This is a genomic window from Neptunomonas phycophila (genome assembly GCF_001922575.1).
In the GTDB taxonomy this organism is placed as follows: Bacteria; Pseudomonadota; Gammaproteobacteria; order Pseudomonadales; family Balneatricaceae; genus Neptunomonas; species Neptunomonas phycophila.
Map to the genome: position 1 here is coordinate 1,742,490 of NZ_MRCI01000001.1, position 25,952 is coordinate 1,768,441.

Below are 25,952 nucleotides of genomic sequence, written 5' to 3' on the forward strand. Positions count from 1 at the left end.
CCGAGCCAAACCTATGTCAATAAAACACGCTAGCTTAACAGGCGCTCTTCTCACGTGCCTGTTTACATCAACCGCTTGGTCTAGCGACTCACAAGGCCCATTACATATTGAAAAATCAATCAACGACACAGCTCCGGCAACGATTTCAATCGTGCTGCACAAAGATGAATACATAACAGGAAAATTTAAGACTACACATGAGAAGTCATCGCTAAGTCTTTGGAAAGATGAAAAAAAATTAAAGCTTCTATCAATGAACGGCCTTGAACGTTTTAGCTTTGTGAGCCATGAGCAAGGGAAGTATACATTTACAGTCACTGCATCTGATGATGACAAATTTACACTGACCATAGCAAAGCCAGAAAGCGCTTACCAAACCACGCAAATCCAAATAGCAAGCCAAGCAGAACCTTCCAGCCCATTAGTAAAAACGGCGCTGCAAACATACCAAAACACACAATCCACTCTGTCATTTTGGCAAACACTGTCCCGACAAGGCACCCCTCTAATCGAGCCTATAGATGACAACCAATCTTTAGTAACCTTTCTTTGGAAAGGAGCACAACGTAACGTGCGCATTTTAGGAGCGCCCTCATCTGACCACGATCCACTCTACCGTTTGGGCAATTCAGACATCTGGTTTCGTAGTTATGTGCTGCCAAACGATACCCGTCTATCCTATCAAATGGCCCCTGATGTACCTGAGCTACCCAAGCAACATCCAGAACACCGTGTTTCAATATTAAGCACGGCCCAAAAAGACCCGCTCAACCCCCACATTATGGAGATTTATGACTCAAACAAACCATCTGATCAATTTTCTCAACTGTCCACATTGTCACTACCGCAAGCGAAACAGTCGTCTTGGTTAACGGAACAAAGTGCAGCTAAAGGACAATTAACGCACACAACCTTCTACAGTGAGCTTCTTGATAACACACGCAAGATAACAATCTACCAACCTGCAGGGCTTGACGAGCTAACTAGAAACAACGCACAGATCACTTTTCCCTTAGCGATTTTTTTTGATGGCCAAGCCTATCAACACAAAATTCCAACACCGCTAATTCTGGACAACCTAATCAATGCCAAACAAATCCCTCCCACTCTTGCGGTATTTATTGACAACCCAAGCCGTGAAACCCGGTCAAGCGAGCTTCCTTGCAACCCTATCTTTGCAAAAGCATTAGCCAAAGAGTTGTTACCATGGATAACACAGCAAACCAAGTATAGCTTTGTTCCTGAGACCACACTGTTATCAGGGTCCAGTTATGGAGGTTTAGCTTCTGCCTGCACTGCTTTTGCATATCCTGATAACTTTGGTCTTGTCCTAAGCCAATCTGGCTCATTTTGGTGGGCACCGGTAGACGAACCGCCAGAGTGGCTAACGCGTCAGATTGAACATTTACCGACCAAACCTATTCGTTTTTATATCAATGCTGGTGTATTTGAAACGGGCCGCGGCACTATTGATATCTTAGAGAGCAATCGGCATTTGCATAACCTGCTACAAACGAAGGGCTACACAGCAACATACGAGGAATATTCAGGCGGCCATGATTATTATCAGTGGCGTAATAACCTAGCAAAAGGCTTAATTTCATTACTGGGCAAGAAACCGAGCGATTAACCATCAAACAACAAAAAAATGCTCGGTACTGAGTACCGAGCATTTATACATTAACGATGGTCCCTTAATCGGTCACTCATTAAAACCATTTAGAAAATAGGTACGATAACCAAGACCAAAAGTGCGTTTGACGTGGTGACTCAACACGAACCGTTTTAGTGACCTGCGTCGTTGCGCCTTGATCATCAACTACCGTCAATGTCACATCATAATCACCCGCAACACGATAGTTTACATGTGCACGTCGTCCCTTCGCCGTTTGCCCATTACCTAAGTCCCAACGATAGCTAACCACTTTTCCGTCTTCATCTTGTGCCCACGCTTTAAAATTAACGCGACCATTGCGGTTTGCTTTAAAAGTAAAATCCGCTTCAGGGGCTGTATTTAGCGTGGACAACGCCAACTCGACAATCACAGGATCGTGATCTGATGAGCGATAAGGATCAGCAGAGTAATAATCACTTACTTGGTCACTGGTTTTATACTCTTCGTTATAGTCTAACGCGCGTGGTTCATCGGTATTTATATGCCAAGCCGTCATGTTTACAGCGGATGATTGAAGTGCAGCATTGGCTAGAGCATGATCTAATTGACCGGTTTCACCGTCATAAACATACGTATAAAAATCTTGAATGTTTAGCGTATCAGCCAGGTTGTTATAGCCAAATTCTGCGAGCGCCGTTATTGGGTCTTCTTTTGCGTAGCTGTTCAAATCACCAATGATCAAAGAACCCTGCTCTTCACCATAGGTGTTATTTAACCATTCACCAAGCGCTTTAGCAGCCCTAGTCCGAGTCAGGTTGCAGTTACCTTGACCATCCCCAAGATCAGGATCGTTTAACGCTTCGCAGTCTGAGCCTTTAGATTTAAAATGGTTCACCGCAACCACAAGACTACCTTCATCAGGCAGAACCCCAAACTGCTGAGTAAGCACAGGACGGTTTTTAGTCGTATCAAATAATACCGCGCCGGAATTATCTAATGGAGAATTAGCTTCATCCAAGACAATAGCCGGTCCAGACAATGACACTCGAGCTGGCTTATAAATCAACCCCACAGCAATATCATCATCGCCTAAGAGCTCACGACCTGGGGAAACAAACGCATAGGTTCCTTCGCCCATGTGAGCATTCAGAGCCGCAACCAATGACGCAATGGCTGATTGCTCACCATAACCGTCATTTTCGATTTCCATCAAGCCAACAATATCAGCGTCGATACGGCTGATCGCCGATACAATCTTAGCCTGTTGTTTAATAAATTCTTCTACAGTACTGGCCCCGCGTGCTGTAGGAAAACCAGAATCTGCATTTTCACCCGTCAAACCATCACCGTTGAAGTAGTTCAACACATTGAACGATGCGACTGTGACATTACCTTGATGCAACAACTCAGGATATTCAGTTCGCGGGTTTGTCGGCTCAAATACCGGCTCAACAGCGGGCATTACTTTCCACTCACTGTAACTGTAATCTAGCACCCCAATAAGCCCTGAGACGGAGTCGCCTACTCTAACCGTGTTATCAGCAGCTAAGCCCGGTGATGGATAAACGACATGGGCTGGGTTTTGAGTGTTGGAAGCATCATCGATCAGTATCTGGTCTAAGTCATTCGCCAAACTCATTGCTACTGCGTCATTCCCTGGCGTGGCAACCTGAGTTGGAATGAAGGCACGCTCGCTACCTAAGGTAAGCATGCCGTAGCGAGCTAGATTATAGGTTTCGTTAACAACCAAGCTTTGTTCAAAAGCCAATTGCATCCCTTCCCACTGTTCCCACTCGTCACTGGATGACACAGGCAGAGAAACTAACGCAGGGCTGGGCAGTATTTGATCCGTTGCACAAACTTCAAACGCTTGGACATTGGTGAGTTGTGTCTTGTTGTAATACTCACCTACTGTGCCGTGTAAACGGACACGATCACCAACAGCAACATCCACATCAGTTGTGGCATTAGCAGAATAGATGAATAAGCCTTCAGACGTGGAGGCATTCGCATCAACTTCGTTGTCAGCCATCTGAACAAAAAAGCCACCTAGGTCAGGGGCTAAGAAGGTAACTATGGCCTCAATTTGAACGGGTTGGTCAACCAGTGCTGAAACATCGCTGCTACCTTGAATGGTATGGATTGGGGTTGCTTCAACACCACACACTAAGGAACTATCACCCGTGTCTGGCTCCCCTACAGTATCATCAGTACCAAATTGGCCTAAATGATCGCTGTTATCCTGTTCGTATTCGTCCCACTCCACAGACGGATAAAATGCATCATCAGCAACGGTATCACCGGCTTGGATACCGTCAGCGCGTCGCAACGTGTTGTTTTGTGTAGATGCGACGCCGTCACTCCACTGGCTACCAGGATCAACACCTAGCTGGCCAATGCTATCGATTACTTGCTCACCATTTTCTAGAATAATAGCGTCATCGCCATTGAACCAGCTGGCCGAGTTAGTGAGGTTGATGTAAGGCATACCTGCAAACACAGCGTCAGCATGGCTGATAACAAACGTGCTGTTAGGTTCGATTGTATGACCGCTTAAATCAATAGTCGTCCCTGCGGAAGTACTGCCATTAAAGTAAAACTTTAGCGCATATCCATCTAAGTTTTGAGCTTGTCCGGAGTTATTGTACAGCTCGATCGCTTTGTTATTTCCGCTTCCTTCAATGTACTCAGAAATAAACACATTAGCTGAGACCGATGAAGATATAATTGAAGCGATTATCGCGGGTAGCATGCGAAGTTTCATGTTTTATCCTTTTGTATATCGATAGAGTTTATCGACAAGAGAATAAAAACTTTGTGGGTCATTCCCATTAATAAACCGTGTCTAATCAGTTACAACCGCATGACAATCGCGCCAGCCACGTATAGCGAAAACTAAGAGCTGCAGCTCAAACAAATACCACCTGCCCACTCCGGCGGCTTGGCGGCATAGCGCTCATATTCATCTTTCTCTACAAATGGGTTTCTCAAGACAGCCAATAGCGTATTCACTAATCGATAGTCGCCTTGATGAGCTTCTCGTATGGCTTCTTCAGCCATGTAATTACGTAACAAGTAAACCGGGTTTACCGATTGCATTTGCCGCTGCCTTAAGAGAGCGCTCGTCGCTTCGTTATCTATCCGGTTACTGTATGCGGATAACCAGCCCGTTAGCGCACTTGGATCAGCCGCGTGTAATAAACAAGCTTGAATAGTGGCGTCATCTTCGGGGTTTAAACGGGATAAATCACGTAAAAAACGATTTTGATCCACATGATGAGCTGCACATAAACTATTAAGTTGATCTATCAATGATTTATCAGCGGTTTCTTCACTCAGTAACCCTAAACGATGACGCATTAATCCATAATAAAAACGATCATATAACGTTCCGCACTCATCCAACGCTTCTATTAACCCTTCTTTAGGTACCAAACCGACCAATGACTGAGCCAGGCAAGAAAGGTTCCACCCCATAATATTAGGTTGGTTTTTAAAAGCATAACGCCCTTGTTCGTCAGTATGGCTACTCACAAAATTAGGATCATAGGTGTCCATAAAGGTATAGGGGCCATAATCAAACGTTTCTCCCAGAATAGACATGTTGTCCGTATTCATTACGCCATGCACAAAACCGTAGGCTTGCCATTTTGCGACCATAGATAAGGAACGGTCTCGGATCTCACGGAACATCGCAAGGTAAGGATTTGATGCCTGCTTGCACACAGGGTAAAAACGATCGAGGCAAAAATCAGCCAGTATTTTAAGGTCATCTTCCATTCGACGATGATAAAAATGCTCAAAGTGTCCAAAGCGAATGTGACACTGGCTAACTCGTAGTACTTGTGCGCAAGGTTCCATGCCTTCTCGCATCGTATAGGTTTCGCTGCCAACCAACGATAACGCTTGAGTGGTAGGAATACCTAAGCCAGTCATGGCTGCACTGACTAAGTATTCGCGAATGCTCGATCTCAATACAGCCTTACCATCCCCCATGCGAGAAAATGCAGTTTTACCCGCTCCCTTTAAATGCAAATCCCAGCGCTCATTTTGGCTATTAATCACTTCACCTAGCAACAAACCGCGCCCATCACCTAAATCGGGATTATAATAACCAAACTGATGGCCAGCGTATTTCATGGCAAGTGGCTCACTGCCTTCAAGTAACTCTCCGCCACCAAAATACTGGGCGAGTTGAGACGGGTTTATTTCACACGGATTTAAGTCAAGTAATTCAGCAACCGCTGGGTTAAAGCTTATCAAATGTGCATTTTTCAACCCGACTGGGTTAACTCGGTGATAAAAATGTTCGGGGAGTTGAACATAACTATTGTCGAAGGTTAGTTTACTTAGTGGCTTATACACAGGTGACATACGTGGGTCCTAGAGGCTTTAACGCTGAGATATTATCCTACCAAAACGCTCAACTATATTCAGTAAAATGATAGCCTAGCCCATCAAAGGCGCGCTCTAATGTAGTTAGGCTTGTTAAATGCTTATGATAACCCCATGATCTTATGTACGATTTACAATAAACTCTGGCTTTACAATGCGTATACGCAATCTTGTTAGGTAACTTATGTACCTCGAACTATTCGATATATTTTTATTAACCTTGGTTATCGCTGCCGTGGCTTTTTGGTGGTCCTCGCTTAAACATCGAGACCTAGCCCTGCGTACAGCACGTGCTAGCTGTAAGCAAATGGGGCTTCAGCTTTTGGACGAGAGCGTAGGGTTAAAAAAATTACGTTTACAACGTGATACTGATGGTATGGTAAAGCTACTCCGTTGTTATAGCTTTGAATTTGCCTCCACAGGAGATGAACGCTACATCGGCGAAATAGACATGCTAGGAAAGCGCATTACCCGCCAGTTCCACCAACCACACCGTGTGTTGGATATTCATTAACTTTTAACTGGCCGCTCATGACGATGAACCCTCTATTACTCGATAACCAATTATGTTTCTCCCTTTACTCAACGTCTCTGGCAGTCACACAAATCTACAAGCCCTTATTAGAGCCGTTAGGGCTAACCTATCCTCAGTATTTGATCATGCTAATTCTGTGGGAAAAAGAAGGGCTTGGTCTAAAAGACATTTGTGAGCGCTTGTCACAAAAACCCGGAGCATTAACGCCTGTCATTAAACGCATGGAAAAAGATGGCTTAGTCCTTCGTCAGAAGAATGCCGAGGACGAACGGCAGCTTGAAATTTATTTAACTGACCATGGTAGGTCATTAAAGACAGAAGCATTAGCCGTTAATGCTTGCCTTGTATCGTCATGTAACTTGAGCTTAGACGATCTAAATGAGCTAAAAACACGCCTAGATCAACTCCGTTCCCAACTCAACAGCATCAACCCAGCCAATTAACCGAGAGCACCTTACAAGCACTGCTTTTTATTTTAGTTATTGCAATAACTAATTTATCAGGTAAGATTCAAAGCCTCGATGTTATTCACTACGACACAACAATAGTTATCGCGATAACTAAGGAGCAATATTATGCAAGCGATCTACACGGCAGAAGTTACTACAACCGGCGGCCGCGAAGGCCAGTCTACATCTTCCGACAACAAATTAGATATCACGCTATCCACTCCTAAAGCACTGGGTGGAGATGACGGCGCAGGTACTAACCCCGAACAATTATTTGCAGCGGGATATTCAGCCTGCTTTATAGGTGCGATGAAATTTGTTGCCGCTGAAGACAAAACTAAGTTACCCAAAGATTTATCCGTCAACGCCCTAGTGGGTATTGGCGAAAACCCTAAAGGCGTTGGCTTTGCCGTGAGTGTTACGCTTAATATCAGCCTGCCAAATATGGATAAAGCCGCCGCTGAATCTTTGGTAGAAAAAGCTCATCAAGTATGCCCTTATTCTAACGCCACCCGCGGGAATGTGGATGTCACGCTTAACCTTGTTTAGCCATAAGGTTTAGCAAAAGCCTAGGTTATATAATTCCTAGGCTTTTTTATTTAATAAACAACTAATTAGTTGTTACTTCCGCAAATACCTCCTTAGCTACAAACATACCATTTAAGGCAGCAGGAAAACCGGCATAGACAGACATTTGTAAAATAGCCTCGACAATTTCTTCTCGGGTACAGCCTACATTTAACGCACCATGAATATGAACGTTCAATTGAGGTTGGCAATTACCCAGCGCGGTTAGCGCTGCAACGGTGATTAACTCGCGAGTTTTTAAATCCAAGCCTTCTCTTTGATAGATATCACCGAAGGGATACTCTATTACATAGCGCGCAAGATCAGGGCAAATACCCGCTAAACTATCAATAACCTTGTGCCCTGCTTGACCATCTATCTCGGTTAGTTTTGCCAGCCCTTGTTCGTAACGCAGCGATACCCCATCCTTAGCAATCTCTGATCTATTCGATGTATTTGACATTTTGCCTCCTAGCCGTTTGATAAATATCTAACAACTAGGCTACAACTTTGAGTTAACTCTAAGTCAAGCGTCAATTATCGAACACCCCATCATTTAATGATCCAGACGTTCAGCGTACCATGCTAGCTTCTGCTCCAATGCCAAGAGGTTTTGTTGATCTTCTTTAATTTTTTGGGCTAAGAATTCGGCATGCGATGCTAATAATCGTTGACGTAAAGCCAATGTTGCATCCCCTTCGCTACGCAACACAGCGTATTCTTTAATTCCTTTAAGCGGCATACCGGTTTGTTTTAGCCGCTTGATAAAAGCAACCCACTCTATATCTTTTTGTGAAAATTGGCGGTGACCGCTGCTATCTCGACTAACAGGAGTCAGCAAATCAATTTTCTCGTAGTAGCGAAGTGTATGGGCAGAAAGCCCCGTCACCTCAGCAAACTGCCCAATATTCATTCCAAGCCCCTTGGTGACTCATTATTTGCGAGACAGACTCAGCGAGACTAGGATCTATCTCTAGGCCCTAAGAAAAACCAAAGCACCAAGCCCAACACGGGCATCAGCAGAATTAATACCGTCCACAATACTTTAGTTCCCGTACTAGCTGGGCTTTGTATCACCCGAATGATGGCCCAAATATCAAGGACAAAAATAATAAAACCCAACAACCCGCTAATTTGTATACTCATCTAATTAATTCCCTTTAGGACTTTGTTTATTCGAGATTGGTCGTACCGCTACCCTGTGTGCGCTAAGACAACGAAATTGCTGATACCGTTCCCGTAGAAAACTAAACCGGTTTAGGACCCGCCTTACAGCACTGTTTTGCACGAGACTTGATCAATTCACCTAAATTACGTGTAAGAGGTCCTGCATAATCTGCACCGCTGTACATTAAATACAATTGTTCAGTTCGCTCACCTCCCACCTCCAATGGCAAGGGTTTCAACGTACCTTGATCTAACTGATCTTTAATTTTCAATTCTGGCAACCATGCATAGCCCAAGCCGGCGACTGCCGAACTAATCGACAAACCCACGTGGCTCACACTCATACGTTTTTGCGCGCCTAACCAGCCTCGGTCTAGATCCGCCTTACCAGAATCCATCACAACGAGTTGGCGATGCAATCGCAAATCTTGCACACTAATTTCTCGTCCTAAATGATGTAAAGGATGTGTAGGCGCCGCAACAGCCGTAAACCCAACGATCATGAGCGGATCACCCATAAACCCTGGTGGCGCTCTACCGCCAATGACAATATCAGCCGAACGCGTCAACAATGCCTCTTCACTGCCACTGAGCACTGTTTCTTTCAGCTCAATACGCACATTAGGATGCTCATCGCTGAACTCTTTTAAAATATCGAGCATTAGCCACTGAGGAAACAAGGCATCCATAGCGATATGAACTTCAGGCTCCCAACCTGCTGCAAACTGACCTGCCACTGATTCTATTTGTTCAGCATCTTTTACTAATACCGTAGCGCGACGGTACAAGGTTTCCCCTGCGGGTGTGAGGCTTGCTTTGCGGCCGGCTAATGTAAAAACGCGAACCCCTAATTGTGTTTCTAATTTTTGAATCGCATAACTTACCGTCGATTGGCTTTTATTAAGATGCTCTGCCGCAGCGGCATAACCACCTTGCTCAACTACCGCTATTAATGCTGACCACTGCTCTAAAGAGACCTGCATACCGCTCCTTACATATAAAAAATTTAGACACCTAATTGCGACATTAAGGTAACCATAAGAAACAAAGTACAAATCTAGATCTAAATTTTAGATCAAAAAGCACTATTTATCCTAGTTAACAACCTTATTTATCAATATATACTAAACCCAAATCGAATTCTTCACCACCCAACAGGAGATTTACATGGCTACATTGTTATATATTCAAAGCAGTATCTTTCAGGAAAATGGCCAATCAAGCCAACTTGCTTCTCGCTTTATCGATACATTACAAACCAAGCAACCGGATATAAATGTAATCACTCGCGATGTTGTTGCCGATAATCTACCACACATCGACGCAGCAATTGCTGGTGCTTTTTTTACACCCGAAGCTGACCGTAGTAACGAACAGCAAGCGATCGTTGAACGCTCTGACAACCTAATCGCCGAAGTAAAAAAAGCCGATTACATCGTCATAGGCCTGCCTATGTATAACTACGGTATTCCATCTCAGCTTAAAGCTTATTTTGATCAAATTGCGCGTGCAGGCATCACCTTTAAGTACACAGAAAAAGGCCCCATTGGTCTTATTGAAGATAAGCCTGTTTATCTCCTGACAACCCGCGGTGGTGTTCATAAGGATAACGGCGATTTCGAAGTACCTTATGTTAAAGAATATTTAAGCTTTTTAGGGCTAACGAGCGTTGAAACTATTTATGCCGAAGGCTTAAACATGGGCGAAGAAATAGCAGATAAAGCGCGTGATGCAGCCACGAACGCTGTCATTGCAGCCGCTTCACAATTGTAAACTTGGCTCGCCTTAATCGGCCGGGTATATAGCGTTCAGCTTCAAAGGTATAAGTAGTAATTAGCGAGGTGAAATCATGGGATTATTAGTTAACGGTCAGTGGAAAGACCAGTGGTACGACACTGATTCAACTAATGGGAAGTTTGTCCGTGATGACTCTCGCTTTCGCCATTGGCTGACTCCCAACGGCGAAGCAGGCCCTGACGGTCAACAGGGCTTTAAAGCCGAGGCAGGCCGTTATCATCTCTATGTGTCTCTAGCGTGTCCGTGGGCGCACCGCACACTCATTGCCCGTCACTTAAAAGGACTCGAAAAGCTCATTACCGTAGATGTCGTACACCCTCTGATGCTAGATAACGGCTGGACGCTTGCATCTAATTTCACTGGTGCAACAGGAGATTCATTGTATCAACACGACTTCTTACATCAAGTATATACGAGAGCTAAAAGTGATTACAGCGGGCGTGTGACTGTCCCTGTTTTATGGGACAAAAAGACCCACACCATAGTCAGCAATGAATCCGCTGATATTATTCGCATGTTTAATGATGCGTTTAATGAGTACGGGGCCACTGAAGGCGATTACTACCCTAAAAACAAACGCGAAGAGATAGACCAACTCAACAACTGGATCTACGACCACATCAATAATGGGGTTTACAAAGCTGGCTTTGCCACCACTCAAGATGCGTATAACGAGGCCGTTATGCCTCTGTTTGCAGCGCTTGATAAAGCCGATAAAGTCCTCAGTTATCAGCGGTTTCTTACAGGATCCGACATGACCGAAGCTGACATCCGGCTGTTCACCACCTTGATACGTTTCGATGAAGTCTATCACGGGCACTTTAAGTGCAATATTAGGCGTATAGCCGATTACACTCATTTATTCGGATATATGAAAGATATTTATCAGACACAAAACATAGCCAATACCGTCAACTTTAATCACATAAAAACGCATTATTACGCCAGCCACAAAACCATCAACCCAACTGGAATCATCCCATCGGGGCCGCAATATAATCTTGATACACCTCACGGGAGAGACGCATAATGAACTCGGCAACCATACAATCCCTTCCCTGCACCATCGCCAGACTGATACCTGCCATAGACGCTCAAGACGGTGCCGGTGTGAAACTAAAACGAAGCCTAGGGCGCGGCGGCAATACTCGTGTCGATCCTTTTTTGATGCTAGATGCCTTTTCCTCAGCTAATCCCAATGACTACATAGCAGGTTTTCCGGCACATCCTCACCGAGGCTTTGAAACAGTGACCTATATGCTAGAAGGTCATTTGATTCATCGAGACCATATGGGAAACGAGGGTAATCTAAAATCGGGTGGTGTACAGTGGATGACCGCCGGACGTGGCGTAATTCATGAGGAACGCCCTAAGCTTACCAATGGTGTCATGCGTGGTTTTCAGTTATGGGTTAACTTGCCTGCTGACGAAAAAATGAAGCCAGCCTTCTATCAAGACATCCCTGCAGAACAAGTACCCTCTATTAGTTTGCCCAACGGCATTACTGTTAAAGCCATTGCTGGGTCGATTAACGTTGAAGGGCAATCTCTTCAAGGCCCTATATCAGGCATTACAACCGAACCTGTTTTTATTGATGTGACTTTACCCTCGAATACTCATATCAATTTACCAATAGCCACTGATCACCAAGCATTTATTTATCAATTTGAGGGCGAATCTTGTATTAATGACACTCCGGTTGAGCCGCATAATGCCGCTGTATTAACTCAAGGAAATACTGTTACCGTAGTATCCGGTGACAAAACATCGCGTTTTTTAGTTCTATCTGGAAAGCCCATTAATGAACCCATAGCACAGTACGGGCCGTTTGTTATGAACACGATGGAAGAGGTTGAGCAAGCCATTCAGGATTACCAAAATGGTACTTTGACCGACTGAAAGGCAAAAAAAAGCCGGACAAGAGTCCGGCAAGTTAAAACTAACTAAAGCAGTAGTTATTTCGGCAGGCTGGCAGAAAAATCCAGCATTCTTTGCAATGGACGACGAGCATCTTCAATTAATGCTTCATCTACAAGCACTTCCCCTTCACCCGTCTCTAATGCCGAGATAATATTTTCTAAACCGTTCATCGCCATCCAAGGACAGTGAGCGCAGCTTCGACACGTTGCGCCACTACCACCGGTGGGTGCTTCTATAAAACTTTTACCCGGCGCAGCTTGTTGCATTTTGTAAAAAATACCGCGATCAGTCGCCACAATAAACGTTTCATTGGGCATTTCTGCTGCCGCTTTGATCAACTGTGTCGTCGAACCTACTGCATCAGCAATCTCGACAACCGACTGAGGCGATTCAGGATGAACAAGAACAGCCGCATCAGGGTAAACTTTTTTAAGATCTAAGATCCCTTTAGCTTTAAACTCTTCATGAACAATACAAGCACCGTCCCACATCAACATCTCTATGCCCGTTTCACGCTGGACATAATCACCAAGATGTTTATCGGGTGCCCAGATAATCTTTTTACCCTGATCGGCTAAATGCTCAGCTACTTTTAGCGCAATACTGGAGGTTACGACCCAATCAGCACGGGCTTTAACCGCAGCCGAGGTATTAGCATACACTACGACTTCGTGATCTGGATGGGCATCGCAAAAGGCCGAAAACTCATCAATTGGACAACCAATATCCAGCGAACAAGTTGCCTCAAGTGTCGGCATTAAAATGCGCTTTTCTGGGTTCAATATTTTAGAAGTTTCACCCATAAACTTAACACCCGCTACAACCAGCGTTTTCTCGGGGCGTGTCGTACCATAACGTGCCATTTCTAGCGAGTCAGATATACAACCACCGGTTTCTTCGGTGATTTCCTGCACGATAGCATCGGTATAATAATGAGCGACGAGACAAGCATCTTTCTCTTTTAGTAACTGCTTAATACGTGCTTTATATTGGTCTTTTTGTTCCTGACTCATTTCGTCCGGGAGATGCTCTTGGGCGAAATGCTCTTGAATCAGGATACGGTCAGAAATGTCCTGTTTGCTCAACATAGTCGGTCTTGCCATTCTTTTTTGTGAGTATCATTGTGGCGATATTATACCATGGCAGCTTTAAATTGCTGCCACGCAAATAACAAGTGCATTAATCACAAGATAGTAGAGAATCAGACTACGCAGGCATATAGCGGGTAGGATCATCAACCCCCGCCTCTTTAAAGCCAATCGCACGAAGACGGCAGCTATCACAAATACCACAGGCACGACCATCATCATCCGCTTGATAACACGAAATTGTATCGGCGTAATCAATGCCTAACTCGTGGCCAACCTTGATAATGTCTGACTTTGACAAGGTCATTAACGGGGTGTGGATTTTAATTGGATGACCGGTCACGCCCGTTTTAGTCGCCAAATTAGCCATGGTTTCAAATGCATTAATAAACTCGGGACGGCAATCCGGGTAACCCGAGTAATCAACCGCATTAACGCCAATAAAAATAGCGTCTGCTTCTAATACTTCAGCCCAACCTAATGCCAACGATAAAAAAACAGTATTACGAGCTGGAACATAAGTCACGGGAATACCGGACGTTTCTTCTTCCGGCACCTCAATGGAGTGATCAGTCAGTGCTGAACCACCAAAATCCTCAAGGTGTAAACGGATCACGCGATGATCAGTTATGGCTAATTGCTGCGCTACTTTGCGGGCCGCATTCAACTCAGTTAAAGAGCGTTGACCATAGTCAAAACTGAGCACATAACAATCAAAGCCCTGATCTTTAGCCATTGCTAACGCGGTTGCCGAATCCAAACCACCCGACAACAAAACCACAGCCTTTGGTGAAGGCTTACTCATAAAACAGTGTCCTACGTCTAAAAAAATAAAATAAGCGAGAAGCGCTTATTGTAAAGCGCTCTCAGCTAAACGTGCAGCGGAGCTTTCTGGGTATTCTTTAACAACCCGCTCCATGAATGAGACCGACTGTGCAGTATCACCCTTCTGTTTGAATAGTATACCTAATTTATACAAGGCATCCGATGCTTTACGGCTATCTGGATAGGCTTTTACGACAGTTTGGAATTCCGTCTCAGCGCTGTCTAAATCACTAGTCGCCAAATATAATTCGCCTAACCAATAATGTGCGTTAGGTACGCGCGGGCTTTGCGGATAATTCGTTAAGAAATCATCGAACTGGGTTATAGCTTCACTAAAAGACCGCTGCCTTACGAGTGCAAATGCAGCTTGGTAATCGTCTTGATCATTGCCCGCACTTGAAGATGATTCGCTTGTATTGCTTTGAGAAGAGGAGGCAGGCGCGAGCTGGGTAGAAGGTGTTTCATTAGAGGCTTCAGTGGCGGGTACTGATGCTTCAGGTTCGGGAGCTAGCGGCAAAGCACCCAACGCTAATTCATCGGTTAATGAGCCCGATTGTTGGCGCATTACCTCGCTTATCCGGCGATCCAAGTCTCTGTAACGCTCTTTCTGCTTCGATTGTAATTGATCAATTGTATACTGTTGAGACTCTACCATGCCTCTCAATTGACGCATTTCATCCTGTAACTGCTGAATGGTGATGATCAATTGGCTATTGTTAGATGGAGCACGGTTAATCCCTGACGCGGAGCCACCCGAGTTAACTTGGATAACTTGTACATCTTCCGCGTAACTGGCTGTAGCCGAAGCTACAGCCATGAAAGCAGCCGATGTAATGAGTGCTTTCTTTACATTCATTAGCGAGACACGTATTTCAATTCAACACGACGGTTTTGTGACCAAGAGCCATCGCCTGAACCTAATACTACCGGCTTTTCTTCACCGTAGCTGATAGTTTCAACTTGCGCTCCAGATACACCATTAACCGCTAAGAAACGCTCAATTGCTTTCGCACGACGCTCACCTAGTGCCATATTGTATTCGCGTGTACCGCGCTCATCAGCATGACCTTCTAAACGAATAGAAGCCGACGGATGAGAAGCTAGATACTGAGCATGAGCTTCTAAATCAGCCACGCTGTCTGCACGGACAGTGGAATCATCGAAGTCAAAGTAAAACACAGTTTTTAAGTTAGCAACGTCTAGATTGCCATCTGTACCCATGCCAGAAACACCAGAAGCGTCGCCTGTGCCGTAAGTGTTAGATGAAGAACCTGTTGCTGAGCCGCCCATAGAAGAGTCGTCTTCGGATAGAGTGCTAGGTGAACTACAACCCGCAATCCATGCTACGGAAACAGCTAAGGTTAACGCTTTAACAGCATTTGATGCGCGCATGATAACTCCTAATTAAATGGCAAAATGCCATAGTTTTTTCAATTAAATTAATGGTTGATAACATTTATTGCAAGTACGGTGACCATGCCGGTTCACGCACATCCCCATCACCATTAGGCATGGTAAAACGTACACGACCGTCAAGAGAAACACCGGCGAGAACCCCTTTTCCACCTTTTTTAGTCGCATACATAATGATGCTGCCGTTAGGTGCAATTGTCGGAGACTCGTCGAGACTAGAACTTGTTAAAATATCCAGTCGGTTTGTTTTTAGGTCCTGAACAGCAATGTGGAAACCACTACCGTCTTGATGAACCATCGTCAGGAAACGACCATCCTGAGTCAATCGACCACGACTGTTATACTTGCCTTCATAAGTTAAGCGCTTCAGTTCGCGAGTCGGAAGATTTAGTGAATAAATTTGCGGTAATCCCGCCCTATCCGATGTAAATAAAATAGACTGTCCATCAGGTGCCCACGTTGGCTCAGTATCTATGCCGTAATGATGCGTTACCCGGTCAAGCTGCCCCGTCGCTAATGTCAAAATATAGACTTCAGGGTTACCATCCTTTGATAAAACCAATGCTAACCGCGACCCATCTGGAGACCACGCAGGAGAACCGTTCAAACCACGAAACGTTTGAACTTTCTGGCGCTGGCCAGTTGCTAACTCTTGCACATATATAGCTGGGCGGCTGCTTTCAAAAGACACATACGCTAATTTAGAGCCGTCTTGAGACCATGCTGGCGATAAAATAGGCTCCTTTGATTGCAAAATAGTTCTTGGACGAGCCCCATCAGAATCAGCCATTTGTAGTTTGTACGTAAAATTACCAGGCGTGTTCATCTTCGCTGTTACATAAACAATGCGTGTAGAAAAAGCGCCCTTTAAGCCTGTCAGCTTTTCAAAAACTTGATCAGAAATATAATGAGCAACGTCGCGTAAGTTGTTGCTATTACCGGTAACCGCCTCAGACCACACTTTCCGCTCTTTTAGTACATCATACAATTCAACACTGGCTTGCACTTGACCGTTAGCCGCAGGAGCTACACGCCCGATAACCATGTAATCATTGCCAGATACCCGCCAATCTCTAAAAAACACCTGCTCCTCAGTTGACGGCGTGCCTAACATATTAGAACGGTTCATTGGCTTAAAAAAACCACTACGCCCTAAGTCATCAGAAACGATTTGAGCAATGTCTTCATTTAAAGCTAAACCAGTTGCCTGAAACGGTACGACAGCAATAGGAGTTGGCGCATCCACACCTTGCGTTACTTCAACGACTAGATCTGCACGTGCCGTGACAGCCATCATCATTAAAAACGCACTTATGAACCATTTTTTCATTGTTTAATCACCTTAATACCGTAAGCCTTCTGGCCTAAAAATCACTTGAATACGACGTAGGTTCCGGTCAAACAACACCGGATCAATTTCTGACGCCCGCGAGAATCGTCCTACCTTGTATACCGCATTTTCGGCCGCACGATCAAATCCCAGATCGCCACTACTTTTTACAATTTCAACGCTATCTATTTCTCCCGAAGGGAATAAAACAACCAATGCCGTTGCTTGCATACCATTACGGGCTGTAGCGGGACGAATCCAGCGTCCCGATATTTCACTGCGTACATAAGCAGTAAACTCATCGACTGTTTGCTTGCTCTTTTCTAATGCCGCTTGACGACGTTTCTCTAACTCTGCTTTTTGTTTCGCTTCTGCCGCTGCTTTTTCAGCAGCAACACGCTCGGCCTCTTTACGTTTAGCTTCTTCGGCTTTGCGTTGCTTGTCAGCCTCCGCTTTTTTCTTAGCAGCTTCAGCGGCTTTTTGCGCGGCCTCTTGCTTTTGTTTCTCAGCGGCTTTCTTTTTAGCTTCTTCCGCTAATTTCTTTTTCTCTGCTTCATCTGCCTTTTTTTCCAGGATTGCTTTTATGGCAGACTCTACTTCTTTTGGCTTAGAGTTACACAGAGATTCTAACGTAGCCTTTTGTTCTGCGGTGATATCTAAACCTTTAATTTTGGCGATACATTCATCAAACTCTTTTATACGAGCATCCTCAACCTCTTTTAACCTCTTCTCTTCAATACGCTGTTTTTCTAGATTCTTCTTCTCTTCTTGTTTTTTTAATTCTTCCAACTTTTTTTGAGCTTCTTGCTGCTTTTGCTCTTCAAGCTTCTTTTTTTGAGCTTGAGCTTCAGCCTGCTGCTTTCTCTCAGCTTCTTGAGCTTGTCTTGCCTGCTCTGCTTGTTCCTGCTTTTCTAACTCTGCCGCTTGGCGCGCTTGCTCGGCTTGTTTCTGGGCGGCTTCTTCTTTAGCTTCGGCAATTTGTTGTTGGTTTGCGACTTCTGTGGCCAATGATTTTAAATCAATCATCGTGGCTTGGATGTGCCGCGGTGTTTGACGCGGGTCTTGTTTGTGTTGAAACCAATGAGGAACCAACAAGAGCACCACACAAACGTGCACAAGTAACGCAAGTACAATCGGTAATATATAACTACGTATACGCACAGATATTTACTCAGTTACCAAGCCAACACTGGCTGCACCAGCCTGTTGCAACAATGCCATCAAACCAACCACTTTTTCATAGCTTACGTTTTTATCGCCACGAACAAGCAACAATTGGTTTGGTGTTTCATTTAAAATTTTCTCGACTCTTTCGGAAACTTCCTCTTGAGAGACCTGAGTCGTATCGTCACCGCCAATATTAATATAATAAGCCCCGTCTTTATCCACGGTTACAACCACCGGCTCTTGATCCTGATCGTTTACTGGGTCAGAAGCGGCTTGAGGCAAATCAACACTGACACCTTGCGTCAGCATAGGAGCCGTAATCATAAAGATCACCAGCAACACCATCATCACATCGATGTAGGGAACGACGTTTATATCCGCGTTAAGTTTCCGTTTTTTCTTCTGGCGTCTAATCATGATAAATACCTATCGAGAAAACGATTACAGCGGTGAATGAATACGACGATGCAAAATAGCGTAAAACTCTTCGGCAAAGGTTTCGTAATGACTCATCATCCCTTCTGATCGAGCAGAAAAACGGTTATAAGCAATTACAGCCGGAATAGCAGCAAACAAACCAATAGCGGTAGCGACAAGCGCTTCAGATATGCCTGGCGCAACAGAGGCCAAGGTTGCTTGATGTACATTAGCTAAACCACGGAATGAGTTCATAATTCCCCATACCGTACCAAACAAACCTATATAAGGACTTGTCGACCCCACAGTAGCCAAAAAGGGAAGATGCTGATCTAGCTTTTCTTCCTCTCGTGACAAAGCCACACGCATGCTACGTTGCACAGCGTCCATCACAGCGTCGGGATCATAATTCTTTTGTTGTGTCATGCGCGTGTATTCTTTGATACCCGAGCAAAAAATATGTTCTGCGCCCTCTAGCGCTTTATCAGTGTCGCTAAGTTCTCGGTAAAGCTGCCCCAAATCTACGCCAGACCAAAATCGCTCTTCAAATGTGCGCAACCCTTTTTTTGCTTTTCCAAAAACAGAAATCCGCTGAAAGATAACGATCCAAGAAAGAAAAGAGGCCAACACCAAGATAACCATTACAATTTGTACGACCAAACTGGCTTCGACTACCAGACTCCAGATCGAAAGCTGCTCACCCACTGTAAAAATCTCCAATACCAAACCGTTCTTACTTATGCCAATTCATAAGTAAACAACAAAAGATGCACGAATATCCTGCAAACCTATTCCCTAGGCACAAATCTGTGATTGACGACCTTGGTAAAAGTTCAGCAGATGAGGTAATTAGGACGCTTTTAGCGACGAAAAGACCCTATTTAAGTGTGCACACAATATCAGGCGCGCAAATTTATACAAGATACGCAAGAGCCAAACCGCTAATATATTTTCAATACTGGCGGTGTGTTTTAAAAACAATTGTTTAGGAGGATAAAACCAAGAGGCAGGCTAATCGATGGAGGGTTTATCGATGCCAAAATGGAGATAAGCATGATCGGTAACGACACGTCCTCGCGGTGTTCGCATAATATAGCCTTGCTGAATCAGATAAGGTTCTAAAACATCCTCTATTGTCTCTCGTTCCTCACTGATCGCAGCCGCTAAGTTATCAACTCCCACTGGACCACCCGCAAATTTCTCGATCATGACTAACAACAAACGACGGTCCATATGATCAAACCCTTGCTCATCCACACTCAGCATATTCAGCGCAAGGTCAGCAATAGGCTTGGTGATTTCACCATCGCCTTTAACTTCGGCATAGTCCCGTGCCCGTCGTAATAGGCGATTAGCAATTCGTGGAGTACCTCGGCTGCGCTTGGCTACCTCTTTTGCCCCCTCTTCACTAATAATCGTTCCTGATAACCGGGCTGAGCGCATCACGATATTGGTTAAGTCTTCGATATTATAAAACTCAAGACGTTGTACGATACCGAAGCGGTCTCGCAAGGGAGAAGTGAGTGAGCCAGCTCGGGTGGTTGCCCCAACCAAAGTAAAAGGAGGCAAATCGAGCTTAATGGATCGAGCGGCAGGCCCTTCACCAATAATTATATCCAGCTGGTAGTCTTCCATAGCAGGATACAAAACTTCTTCTACATTTGGGCTAAGGCGGTGTATTTCATCAATAAATAAAATATCACCGGCTTCTAAGTTTGTTAGTAAGGCGGCTAAATCTCCGGCTTTTTCTAAAATAGGGCCAGATGTTGTTTTAATATCGCCTTCCATTTCATGCGCGATAATATTAGCCAGCGTTGTTTTACCAAGCCCAGGAGGCCCAAAAATCAGTGTATGATCCAGCGCCTCACCGCGATTACGAGCCGCATGGATAAAAATTTCCATTTGCTCTTTAACAACGGGCTGACCGGTGTAATCCGATAGTTTTTGCGGGCGAATTGCACGATCGAACTGCTCTTCCACCTTACTAGTCTGTGTGGGCGCTATAAAGCGGTCCGCTTCGATCATTTACAACCTCGCAATAACATCGGGAAACCTACCATTGTACTTACTTATTCTCAGTGGCCTGCAGTATGAAGAAGTTTTAGCCAGAGACCATTGATTTAAGTGCTAACCGGATTAACGACTCGCTACTGTTAATATCGCCTAATTGTTTCTCGGCTTGGGCAACCGCTTTAGCAGCCAAGGCAGGCTTATAGCCCAGCGATACCAAAGCACTTTCTGCTTCTTGGCGGTATCCATCAATAGCAGCTGACGCGGCTTCAGGTAAGTCATTACCCGTTAGCTGGAAGTCGGCAGGCTCAGCGGCCGGTAATGTTTTTAGCTTATCCTTTAACTCGACTATTAGGCGCTCGGCAGTTTTTTTACCCACTCCAGGGATACGTGTAAGCGCGGCGGCATCTTCGCGCTGCATACAAGCCACCAGCTCTTGAGCTGTCATGCCGGACAAAATAGATAGTGCAAGTTTAGGCCCCACACCGCTGGCTTTAATCAACGCCCGAAATAAAGTGCGCTCGTATTTATCATAAAAGCCATACAATAACTGAGCATCTTCTCGCACTACAAAGTGGGTATATAGTGTAACGCTACAACCGGGATCTGGTAATTTGAAGCACGTATTCATCGACGCCTCGACGTCATACCCAACTCCATTCACATCTACCATGATATGAGGCGGCTGTTTTTCTGCTAATTCACCTTTTAAGCGTCCGATCACGTCTCTACCTACCCTATTTCACAAAGCCAACAACAGTGTATGAATATACAGTAGCCGTTTAAAAATACCAACTGCGAGTCGCGATACTTATCACACTCGCAGAAACTATTGCTTAAACCCTAGGATTACTCGTCAAAAAGTGCTTCAACAAACTCATCAGCTTTAAAAGGACGTAGGTCGTCTACTTGCTCCCCTACCCCAATAAAACGAATAGGTAACTTCAATTGCTTAGCAATTGCAAAAATAATGCCGCCTTTGGCTGTGCCATCTAACTTAGTCAGCGTAATACCAGTGACACCCACGGCTTCTTGGAAGATTTTAGCCTGACTCATGGCGTTTTGGCCGGTGCCTGCATCCAGAACCAACATAACTTCATGTGGTGCAGCGGGGTCGATTTTGCGCATGACTCGCACAACCTTTTCCAGCTCTTCCATTAGATGGTCTTTGTTTTGCAAACGTCCTGCCGTATCAGCAATTAATACATCAATAGATTTAGCTTTAGCTGATTGCACCGCATCAAACAACACGGAAGCCGAGTCGGCACCTGTATGCTGGGCAATGACCGGTACATTATTGCGCTCGCCCCACACTTGCAGTTGTTCAACAGCCGCGGCTCGGAAGGTATCGCCAGCAGCCAACATCACACTTTTCCCTTCGCTTTGGAAACGCTTTGTCAGCTTGCCTATCGTCGTTGTCTTACCTACCCCATTAACACCCACCATGAGAATCACATAAGGAGCATTCTCAGCCTGGGCAACTAACGGCTGTTCAACGTCGCCTAATAACCCAGCCAGTTCATCTTTAAGAGCTTGATGCAAAGCTTGTGCATCCGCTAACTGATTACGTTGTACACGCGAAGTAAGCCGATCAATAATATCCGTTGTTGCTTCTACGCCTACATCGGAAGTTAGCAGCAGAGTCTCTATATCTTCGAGTAGCTCATCGTCTATTTCTTTTTTACCAAGAAAAAGCGTACCCAATTGCTCAGTCAAATTAGCCTTGGTCCTGCTTAACCCGGCTTTAATACGAGCAAACATGCCTTTCTTTTGCGGCGCTTCGTCTGTTACAACAGCGGGTGTGGCAGCTGGCGTATCAATCACTACAGGCTCTGGGGCCTTATCGGCTTCAGGCTCTGTTTGCACTTCGGTCACGTCAGGCTCTTGCACGCTTTCTGCTTGCATGTCTTGCGGGGCAGACACAGGCTCTTTAGCGGAAACGGGAAGTTCATCGTTTATAGCGGCAGCGGCATCGTGTACCACTTCGGTTGATTCTTCTGTAAGCGTATCTGGGATGGTGTCGTTTACTTGCTCACTCGACTGGGACGCTTCGTCTACTTTATCTTCAGGAAGCTTGTCAGCGGTTTCAACTGATACTACTTCTCCCTGCTGTACATCTGATTCGTTAACGTCCTGTTTATCTTCATTAGAAGAGAAGATAGATTTCAGCTTTTTGAACATGGATAATCCCCAAACACCTAAACCAATCTCCTATTGAAAGAACCAAAAAAGAAAGGCTAACTATTCTGTTGTTACTGGTATGATTTGAAAGGGCTAATCTTATCATAGAGAGCCGCTGTACAAACCTATTGATGGAAATTTGTCACGTCTATGGAATTTATTTGGATACTTTTCGCATTTGTCTGCGGCTTACTTGTTAAATACTTCAACTTTCCTGCCCTAATCGGCTTTTTGATTGCTGGCTTTTTGTTAAATTTCTTAGGCTTTGAGCCTACGGAAAGCTTAGAGACGTTGGCGCATTTGGGTATAACACTCATGCTGTTTACCATTGGGCTAAAACTGCATGTTAAAGATTTATTGAAACAAGAAGTTTGGGCCACCTCACTGTTACATATGGGAGCCTGGACTCTGGTCATGGGCACCTTGATTATTGGGCTCAGCATCCTTAGCTTGCCGTACTTTATCGACATAGACTTCAAAACAGCGGCTCTTTTAGGATTTGCGTTTAGTTTTAGTAGCACCGTGTGCATTGTTAAACTGCTAGAAGAAAGCGGTGAAATGAAAACGCGCCATGGACAAATCGCCATTGGCGTTCTTGTCGTGCAAGATATTGCTGCGGTCGTTTTCTTGGTGTTTGCTACAGGCAAAATCCCCTCACCATGGGCTTTGTTGCTTTTTGGTTTAGTGTTTATTCGACCAGCACTGGATGTTTTATTGCTTCGTGTAGGTCACAGCGAAATGCTGCCACTGTATGGATTTTTCTTAGCGATAGGTGGTTATCAACTATTTGAATTGGTGGGTGTAAAAGGTGATTTTGGAGCGCTCGTTTTTGGTGTCTTACTAAGCCATCACCCCAAAGCTACTGAGCTCACTAAATCTTTATTAAGCTTTAAAGACCTATTCTTAATTGGTTTTTTCTTATCCATTGGCTTTACCGCATTGCCAACGTGGTCAATGCTAGGAATAGCCAGTTTGTTGTGCATATTATTGCTCGTAAAAGCGTTAATGTTCTTCGCCGTTTTTACGCGGTTTAAGCTACGTGGGCGCACCTCATTTCTTGGTGCTCTAGCCCTGAGCAACTTCAGCGAATTTGGCCTGATCGTAGCGGCTTTATGCGTGGATTCGGGATGGCTTAACAAAGAATGGTTAGTCATTTTGGCGCTTTCGGTCTCCCTTTCTTTTATTGTCACTAGCTTACTTTATCGCAATGCCCATCATTATTATTTGGTCTATAAAGATACCATCAAGACTTTCCAATCAGCTAAACGCCTACCTGAGGATGAGTTCATTCAACCGCCTGAAGCTGATATTTTGGTCATTGGTTTGGGGCGTGTGGGTACCGGCTCTTTTAAAGCTTTGCAGAACATGATTGATAAGCGTGTTGTTGGCCTTGATGCGGACCGTCAACGAGTAGAACGTTATCAAAAAGAAGGGCTTAATGTTTTTTTTGGTGACGGTGAAGATGCTGATTTATGGGAGAGCTTTGACCTGTCCGGCATCAGCTTAGTGCTACTTGCACTGCCATCTATTGATGATAATCGCAACATCACCAATCAACTCCACAAAGCTAACTTTAACGGGAAAATAGCCGCCATCGCTCGCTACCCTGACGAACGCAATGAGTTACTCGAAGCAGGTATTGATAACGTATTTAACTTCTACACAGAAGCGGGTATCGGTTTTGCAGAAGAGAGCTTGTTACTCATTGGTGAACAACCAAATGGGGCGGCTCTCTCTCACTAACTAGTAACAAAAAAAGCCCCGCTCAAGCGGGGCTAAAGAAGTAGTAGCTAATTATCCCTGATAGGTAACATAACCAGCTATGGGCCTACTTCAAACTTACAATCAATGCATAATTAAAAACTATCGCCGGGAACTCGGATCCAGCCTTCCATGAGCACTCTGGCACTGCGGCTCATTACCGCTTTTTTAACCTGCCACTGACCAGACTCTAACGTAGCTTCTGCCCCCACTCGCAGTGTCCCGGAAGGATGCCCAAAACGCACAGCCGTTCGTTCACCACCACCTGCGGCTTGATTAACCAAAGTGCCCGTTACAGCGGCTGCGGCTCCTATTGCTACAGCTGCTGTCCCCATCATGGCGTGGTGTAACTTACCCATTGATAACGCCCGTACTAACAAGTCCACATCGTTTGTCGTCACCGACTTTCCACTGGACGATACGTAATCACTCGGTTGAGCAACAAAAGCTACCTTAGGTGTATGCTGGCGCGTAGACGCCTCGGATATATGGGATATTAGCCCCATCTTAACCGCGCCATGAGCCCTGATGGATTCAAAGGTCGCTAGCGCCTTAACGTCACTATTAATATCATCTTGTAACTCCGTGCCACTGTAACCGAGGGCCTGAGCCTCAACAAAAATCGTCGGTATACCGGCATTAATGAGTGTTACTTTTAACGTCCCCACACCCGGAACCACCAAGTCATCCACTAGGTTACCTGTTGGAAACATAGCGCCTTCCCCGTCGGCCGGATCCATAAACTCTACTTGCACCTCAGCTGCTGGAAAAGTAACGCCATCTAACTCAAAATCGCCTGTTTCTTGGACGGCACCATCCGTCATTTGAACATGAGCAATAATCGTTTTTTGAATATTAACCTGCCAAATACGTACAATGGCCGTTCCGTTTTCAGGGACACGACTGAGATCCACTAAACCATTACTAATAGCAAACGCACCAACCGCGGCCGTTAAATTGCCACAATTTCCACTCCAATCAACAAACGGCTTATCGATAGATACTTGGCCAAACAGGTAATCGACATCGTGATCAGCTTGCTCACTTTTAGATAAAATAACCGTTTTGCTGGTACTTGACGTCGCCGCTCCCATACCATCAATTTGCTTGCCGTAGGGGTCTGGGCTACCCATTACGCGTAGTAATAAATTATCACGCGCCGCGCCGGGTGTTTGCGCGGAAACAGGCAGGTCCTTTAAGCTAAAAAACACCCCTTTGCTAGTGCCGCCGCGCATATATGTCGCCGGGATTTTTATTTGAGGCAAACTACTCATCATGAATACTCCTAAAACAAGGTGCCAATACTACTCATTAA

Annotated in this window: 26 protein-coding genes; 8 read left to right on the forward strand and 18 right to left on the reverse strand. The window is 44.9% G+C overall.

Going from position 1 to position 25,952, the window contains the following annotated elements; all coding sequences use genetic code 11:
* Positions 1-13: 13 nt before the first annotated feature.
* Positions 14-1,630 (forward strand): enterochelin esterase, encoded by a 1,617-nt coding sequence (gene fes, locus BS617_RS07920; RefSeq protein WP_075172300.1) that lies wholly within the window; start codon positions 14-16, stop codon positions 1,628-1,630.
* A 79-nt stretch (positions 1,631-1,709) separates the two neighbouring features.
* On the opposite strand, the gene BS617_RS07925 is transcribed toward fes, so the two are convergent.
* A complete protein-coding gene (locus BS617_RS07925; RefSeq protein ID WP_075172301.1) occupies positions 1,710-4,379 on the reverse strand; it encodes an ExeM/NucH family extracellular endonuclease in 2,670 nt (889 codons plus the stop codon).
* Between the two features lie 131 nt (positions 4,380-4,510).
* Complete coding sequence (locus BS617_RS07930; protein ID WP_075172302.1) at positions 4,511-5,989, reverse strand: protein adenylyltransferase SelO; 1,479 nt, start codon at positions 5,987-5,989, stop codon at positions 4,511-4,513.
* Between the two features lie 205 nt (positions 5,990-6,194).
* Between BS617_RS07930 and BS617_RS07935 the strand changes: the two genes are divergently transcribed.
* The 3 genes from BS617_RS07935 to BS617_RS07945 all read left to right on the forward strand — a co-directional run bounded on the left by BS617_RS07935 (position 6,195) and on the right by BS617_RS07945 (position 7,543).
* On the forward strand, positions 6,195-6,524 hold the full coding sequence (locus BS617_RS07935; protein WP_075172303.1) for a DUF3301 domain-containing protein: 330 nt from the start codon (positions 6,195-6,197) through the stop codon (positions 6,522-6,524).
* A gap of 17 nt (positions 6,525-6,541) precedes the next feature.
* Complete coding sequence (locus BS617_RS07940) at positions 6,542-6,988, forward strand: MarR family winged helix-turn-helix transcriptional regulator (protein WP_075172304.1); 447 nt, start codon at positions 6,542-6,544, stop codon at positions 6,986-6,988.
* Positions 6,989-7,120: 132 nt separating this feature from the next.
* Complete coding sequence (locus BS617_RS07945) at positions 7,121-7,543, forward strand: organic hydroperoxide resistance protein (protein ID WP_075172305.1); 423 nt, start codon at positions 7,121-7,123, stop codon at positions 7,541-7,543.
* Positions 7,544-7,604: 61 nt separating this feature from the next.
* Here BS617_RS07945 and BS617_RS07950 read toward each other — a convergent pair whose 3' ends face one another.
* The 4 genes from BS617_RS07950 to BS617_RS07965 form a co-directional block, all read right to left on the reverse strand.
* The gene (locus BS617_RS07950) at positions 7,605-8,024 is read right to left on the reverse strand and encodes a carboxymuconolactone decarboxylase family protein (protein ID WP_075172306.1); all 420 of its coding nucleotides are present in this window, start codon (positions 8,022-8,024) and stop codon (positions 7,605-7,607) included.
* 93 nt (positions 8,025-8,117) lie between these two features.
* Positions 8,118-8,474 (reverse strand): MerR family transcriptional regulator, encoded by a 357-nt coding sequence (locus tag BS617_RS07955; protein ID WP_075172307.1) that lies wholly within the window; start codon positions 8,472-8,474, stop codon positions 8,118-8,120.
* Positions 8,475-8,521: 47 nt separating this feature from the next.
* Positions 8,522-8,707 (reverse strand): PLD nuclease N-terminal domain-containing protein, encoded by a 186-nt coding sequence (locus tag BS617_RS07960; RefSeq protein WP_075172308.1) that lies wholly within the window; start codon positions 8,705-8,707, stop codon positions 8,522-8,524.
* 101 nt (positions 8,708-8,808) lie between these two features.
* Positions 8,809-9,711: a LysR family transcriptional regulator gene (locus BS617_RS07965; protein ID WP_075172309.1), complete on the reverse strand. Its 903-nt coding sequence runs from the start codon at positions 9,709-9,711 to the stop codon at positions 8,809-8,811.
* A gap of 184 nt (positions 9,712-9,895) precedes the next feature.
* Between BS617_RS07965 and BS617_RS07970 the strand changes: the two genes are divergently transcribed.
* The 3 genes from BS617_RS07970 (at position 9,896) to BS617_RS07980 (ending at position 12,424) form a co-directional block, all read left to right on the forward strand.
* Positions 9,896-10,501: an FMN-dependent NADH-azoreductase gene (locus BS617_RS07970; RefSeq protein ID WP_075172310.1), complete on the forward strand. Its 606-nt coding sequence runs from the start codon at positions 9,896-9,898 to the stop codon at positions 10,499-10,501.
* Positions 10,502-10,577: 76 nt separating this feature from the next.
* Positions 10,578-11,555, forward strand: a complete 978-nt coding sequence (locus tag BS617_RS07975; protein WP_075172311.1) for a glutathione S-transferase family protein — start codon at positions 10,578-10,580, stop codon at positions 11,553-11,555.
* Positions 11,555-12,424, forward strand: a complete 870-nt coding sequence (locus BS617_RS07980) for a pirin family protein (protein ID WP_075172312.1) — start codon at positions 11,555-11,557, stop codon at positions 12,422-12,424. Before BS617_RS07975 ends, BS617_RS07980 begins: the two co-directional genes overlap by 1 nt.
* Before the next feature lie 56 nt (positions 12,425-12,480).
* On the opposite strand, the gene nadA is transcribed toward BS617_RS07980, so the two are convergent.
* The 11 genes from nadA to ftsY all read right to left on the reverse strand — a co-directional run bounded on the left by nadA (position 12,481) and on the right by ftsY (position 22,876).
* Positions 12,481-13,533 (reverse strand): quinolinate synthase NadA, encoded by a 1,053-nt coding sequence (gene nadA, locus BS617_RS07985; protein ID WP_075172313.1) that lies wholly within the window; start codon positions 13,531-13,533, stop codon positions 12,481-12,483.
* 118 nt (positions 13,534-13,651) lie between these two features.
* A complete protein-coding gene (queC, locus tag BS617_RS07990) occupies positions 13,652-14,338 on the reverse strand; it encodes a 7-cyano-7-deazaguanine synthase QueC (RefSeq protein WP_075172314.1) in 687 nt (228 codons plus the stop codon).
* Between the two features lie 45 nt (positions 14,339-14,383).
* On the reverse strand, positions 14,384-15,214 hold the full coding sequence (gene ybgF / locus BS617_RS07995) for a tol-pal system protein YbgF (protein ID WP_075172315.1): 831 nt from the start codon (positions 15,212-15,214) through the stop codon (positions 14,384-14,386).
* Positions 15,214-15,750: a peptidoglycan-associated lipoprotein Pal gene (gene pal, locus BS617_RS08000; protein ID WP_075172316.1), complete on the reverse strand. Its 537-nt coding sequence runs from the start codon at positions 15,748-15,750 to the stop codon at positions 15,214-15,216. Before pal ends, ybgF begins: the two co-directional genes overlap by 1 nt.
* 64 nt (positions 15,751-15,814) lie before the next feature.
* On the reverse strand, positions 15,815-17,101 hold the full coding sequence (gene tolB, locus BS617_RS08005; protein WP_075172317.1) for a Tol-Pal system beta propeller repeat protein TolB: 1,287 nt from the start codon (positions 17,099-17,101) through the stop codon (positions 15,815-15,817).
* A gap of 12 nt (positions 17,102-17,113) precedes the next feature.
* Positions 17,114-18,262: a cell envelope integrity protein TolA gene (gene tolA, locus BS617_RS08010; RefSeq protein WP_075172318.1), complete on the reverse strand. Its 1,149-nt coding sequence runs from the start codon at positions 18,260-18,262 to the stop codon at positions 17,114-17,116.
* A 6-nt stretch (positions 18,263-18,268) separates the two neighbouring features.
* Complete coding sequence (tolR, locus tag BS617_RS08015; RefSeq protein WP_075172319.1) at positions 18,269-18,685, reverse strand: protein TolR; 417 nt, start codon at positions 18,683-18,685, stop codon at positions 18,269-18,271.
* A gap of 24 nt (positions 18,686-18,709) precedes the next feature.
* Positions 18,710-19,390 carry a protein TolQ gene (gene tolQ / locus BS617_RS08020; protein WP_075172320.1) on the reverse strand — a complete coding sequence of 227 codons (681 nt, stop codon included), beginning with the start codon at positions 19,388-19,390 and terminating at the stop codon, positions 18,710-18,712.
* A 306-nt stretch (positions 19,391-19,696) separates the two neighbouring features.
* Positions 19,697-20,710, reverse strand: coding sequence for a Holliday junction branch migration DNA helicase RuvB (gene ruvB / locus BS617_RS08025; protein WP_075172321.1), 1,014 nt, complete (start codon positions 20,708-20,710; stop codon positions 19,697-19,699).
* A 76-nt stretch (positions 20,711-20,786) separates the two neighbouring features.
* Positions 20,787-21,419, reverse strand: coding sequence for a Holliday junction branch migration protein RuvA (ruvA, locus tag BS617_RS08030; protein WP_075172322.1), 633 nt, complete (start codon positions 21,417-21,419; stop codon positions 20,787-20,789).
* Positions 21,420-21,544: 125 nt separating this feature from the next.
* Complete coding sequence (gene ftsY / locus BS617_RS08035; RefSeq protein ID WP_075172323.1) at positions 21,545-22,876, reverse strand: signal recognition particle-docking protein FtsY; 1,332 nt, start codon at positions 22,874-22,876, stop codon at positions 21,545-21,547.
* Positions 22,877-23,026: 150 nt separating this feature from the next.
* On the opposite strand from ftsY, the gene BS617_RS08040 reads away from it, so the two are divergent.
* Complete coding sequence (locus BS617_RS08040) at positions 23,027-24,619, forward strand: cation:proton antiporter family protein (RefSeq protein WP_075172324.1); 1,593 nt, start codon at positions 23,027-23,029, stop codon at positions 24,617-24,619.
* Between the two features lie 113 nt (positions 24,620-24,732).
* On the opposite strand, the gene prpF is transcribed toward BS617_RS08040, so the two are convergent.
* On the reverse strand, positions 24,733-25,911 hold the full coding sequence (gene prpF / locus BS617_RS08045) for a 2-methylaconitate cis-trans isomerase PrpF (RefSeq protein WP_075173491.1): 1,179 nt from the start codon (positions 25,909-25,911) through the stop codon (positions 24,733-24,735).
* Positions 25,912-25,952 lie beyond the last annotated feature (41 nt).

Excerpts from the sequence above, each read along its gene's own strand:
- tolB (WP_075172317.1), bottom strand. The coding sequence starts at position 17,101 with ATGAAAAAATGGTTCATAAGTGCGTTTTTAATGATGATGGCTGTCACG.
- BS617_RS07980 (WP_075172312.1), top strand. The coding sequence starts at position 11,555 with ATGAACTCGGCAACCATACAATCCCTTCCCTGCACCATCGCCAGACTG.
- BS617_RS07960 (WP_075172308.1), bottom strand. The coding sequence starts at position 8,707 with ATGAGTATACAAATTAGCGGGTTGTTGGGTTTTATTATTTTTGTCCTT.
- fes (WP_075172300.1), top strand. The coding sequence starts at position 14 with ATGTCAATAAAACACGCTAGCTTAACAGGCGCTCTTCTCACGTGCCTG.
- pal (WP_075172316.1), bottom strand. The coding sequence starts at position 15,750 with ATGCGCGCATCAAATGCTGTTAAAGCGTTAACCTTAGCTGTTTCCGTA.
- BS617_RS07935 (WP_075172303.1), top strand. The coding sequence starts at position 6,195 with ATGTACCTCGAACTATTCGATATATTTTTATTAACCTTGGTTATCGCT.
- ftsY (WP_075172323.1), bottom strand. The coding sequence starts at position 22,876 with ATGTTCAAAAAGCTGAAATCTATCTTCTCTTCTAATGAAGATAAACAG.
- ybgF (WP_075172315.1), bottom strand. The coding sequence starts at position 15,214 with ATGAATGTAAAGAAAGCACTCATTACATCGGCTGCTTTCATGGCTGTA.
- nadA (WP_075172313.1), bottom strand. The coding sequence starts at position 13,533 with ATGTTGAGCAAACAGGACATTTCTGACCGTATCCTGATTCAAGAGCAT.
- tolR (WP_075172319.1), bottom strand. The coding sequence starts at position 18,685 with ATGATTAGACGCCAGAAGAAAAAACGGAAACTTAACGCGGATATAAAC.
- ruvB (WP_075172321.1), bottom strand. The coding sequence starts at position 20,710 with ATGATCGAAGCGGACCGCTTTATAGCGCCCACACAGACTAGTAAGGTG.
- BS617_RS07975 (WP_075172311.1), top strand. The coding sequence starts at position 10,578 with ATGGGATTATTAGTTAACGGTCAGTGGAAAGACCAGTGGTACGACACT.
- BS617_RS07965 (WP_075172309.1), bottom strand. The coding sequence starts at position 9,711 with ATGCAGGTCTCTTTAGAGCAGTGGTCAGCATTAATAGCGGTAGTTGAG.
- BS617_RS07945 (WP_075172305.1), top strand. The coding sequence starts at position 7,121 with ATGCAAGCGATCTACACGGCAGAAGTTACTACAACCGGCGGCCGCGAA.
- queC (WP_075172314.1), bottom strand. The coding sequence starts at position 14,338 with ATGAGTAAGCCTTCACCAAAGGCTGTGGTTTTGTTGTCGGGTGGTTTG.
- BS617_RS07950 (WP_075172306.1), bottom strand. The coding sequence starts at position 8,024 with ATGTCAAATACATCGAATAGATCAGAGATTGCTAAGGATGGGGTATCG.
- prpF (WP_075173491.1), bottom strand. The coding sequence starts at position 25,911 with ATGAGTAGTTTGCCTCAAATAAAAATCCCGGCGACATATATGCGCGGC.
- BS617_RS07925 (WP_075172301.1), bottom strand. The coding sequence starts at position 4,379 with ATGAAACTTCGCATGCTACCCGCGATAATCGCTTCAATTATATCTTCA.
- BS617_RS07940 (WP_075172304.1), top strand. The coding sequence starts at position 6,542 with ATGACGATGAACCCTCTATTACTCGATAACCAATTATGTTTCTCCCTT.
- BS617_RS07955 (WP_075172307.1), bottom strand. The coding sequence starts at position 8,474 with ATGAATATTGGGCAGTTTGCTGAGGTGACGGGGCTTTCTGCCCATACA.
- BS617_RS08040 (WP_075172324.1), top strand. The coding sequence starts at position 23,027 with ATGGAATTTATTTGGATACTTTTCGCATTTGTCTGCGGCTTACTTGTT.
- BS617_RS07970 (WP_075172310.1), top strand. The coding sequence starts at position 9,896 with ATGGCTACATTGTTATATATTCAAAGCAGTATCTTTCAGGAAAATGGC.
- BS617_RS07930 (WP_075172302.1), bottom strand. The coding sequence starts at position 5,989 with ATGTCACCTGTGTATAAGCCACTAAGTAAACTAACCTTCGACAATAGT.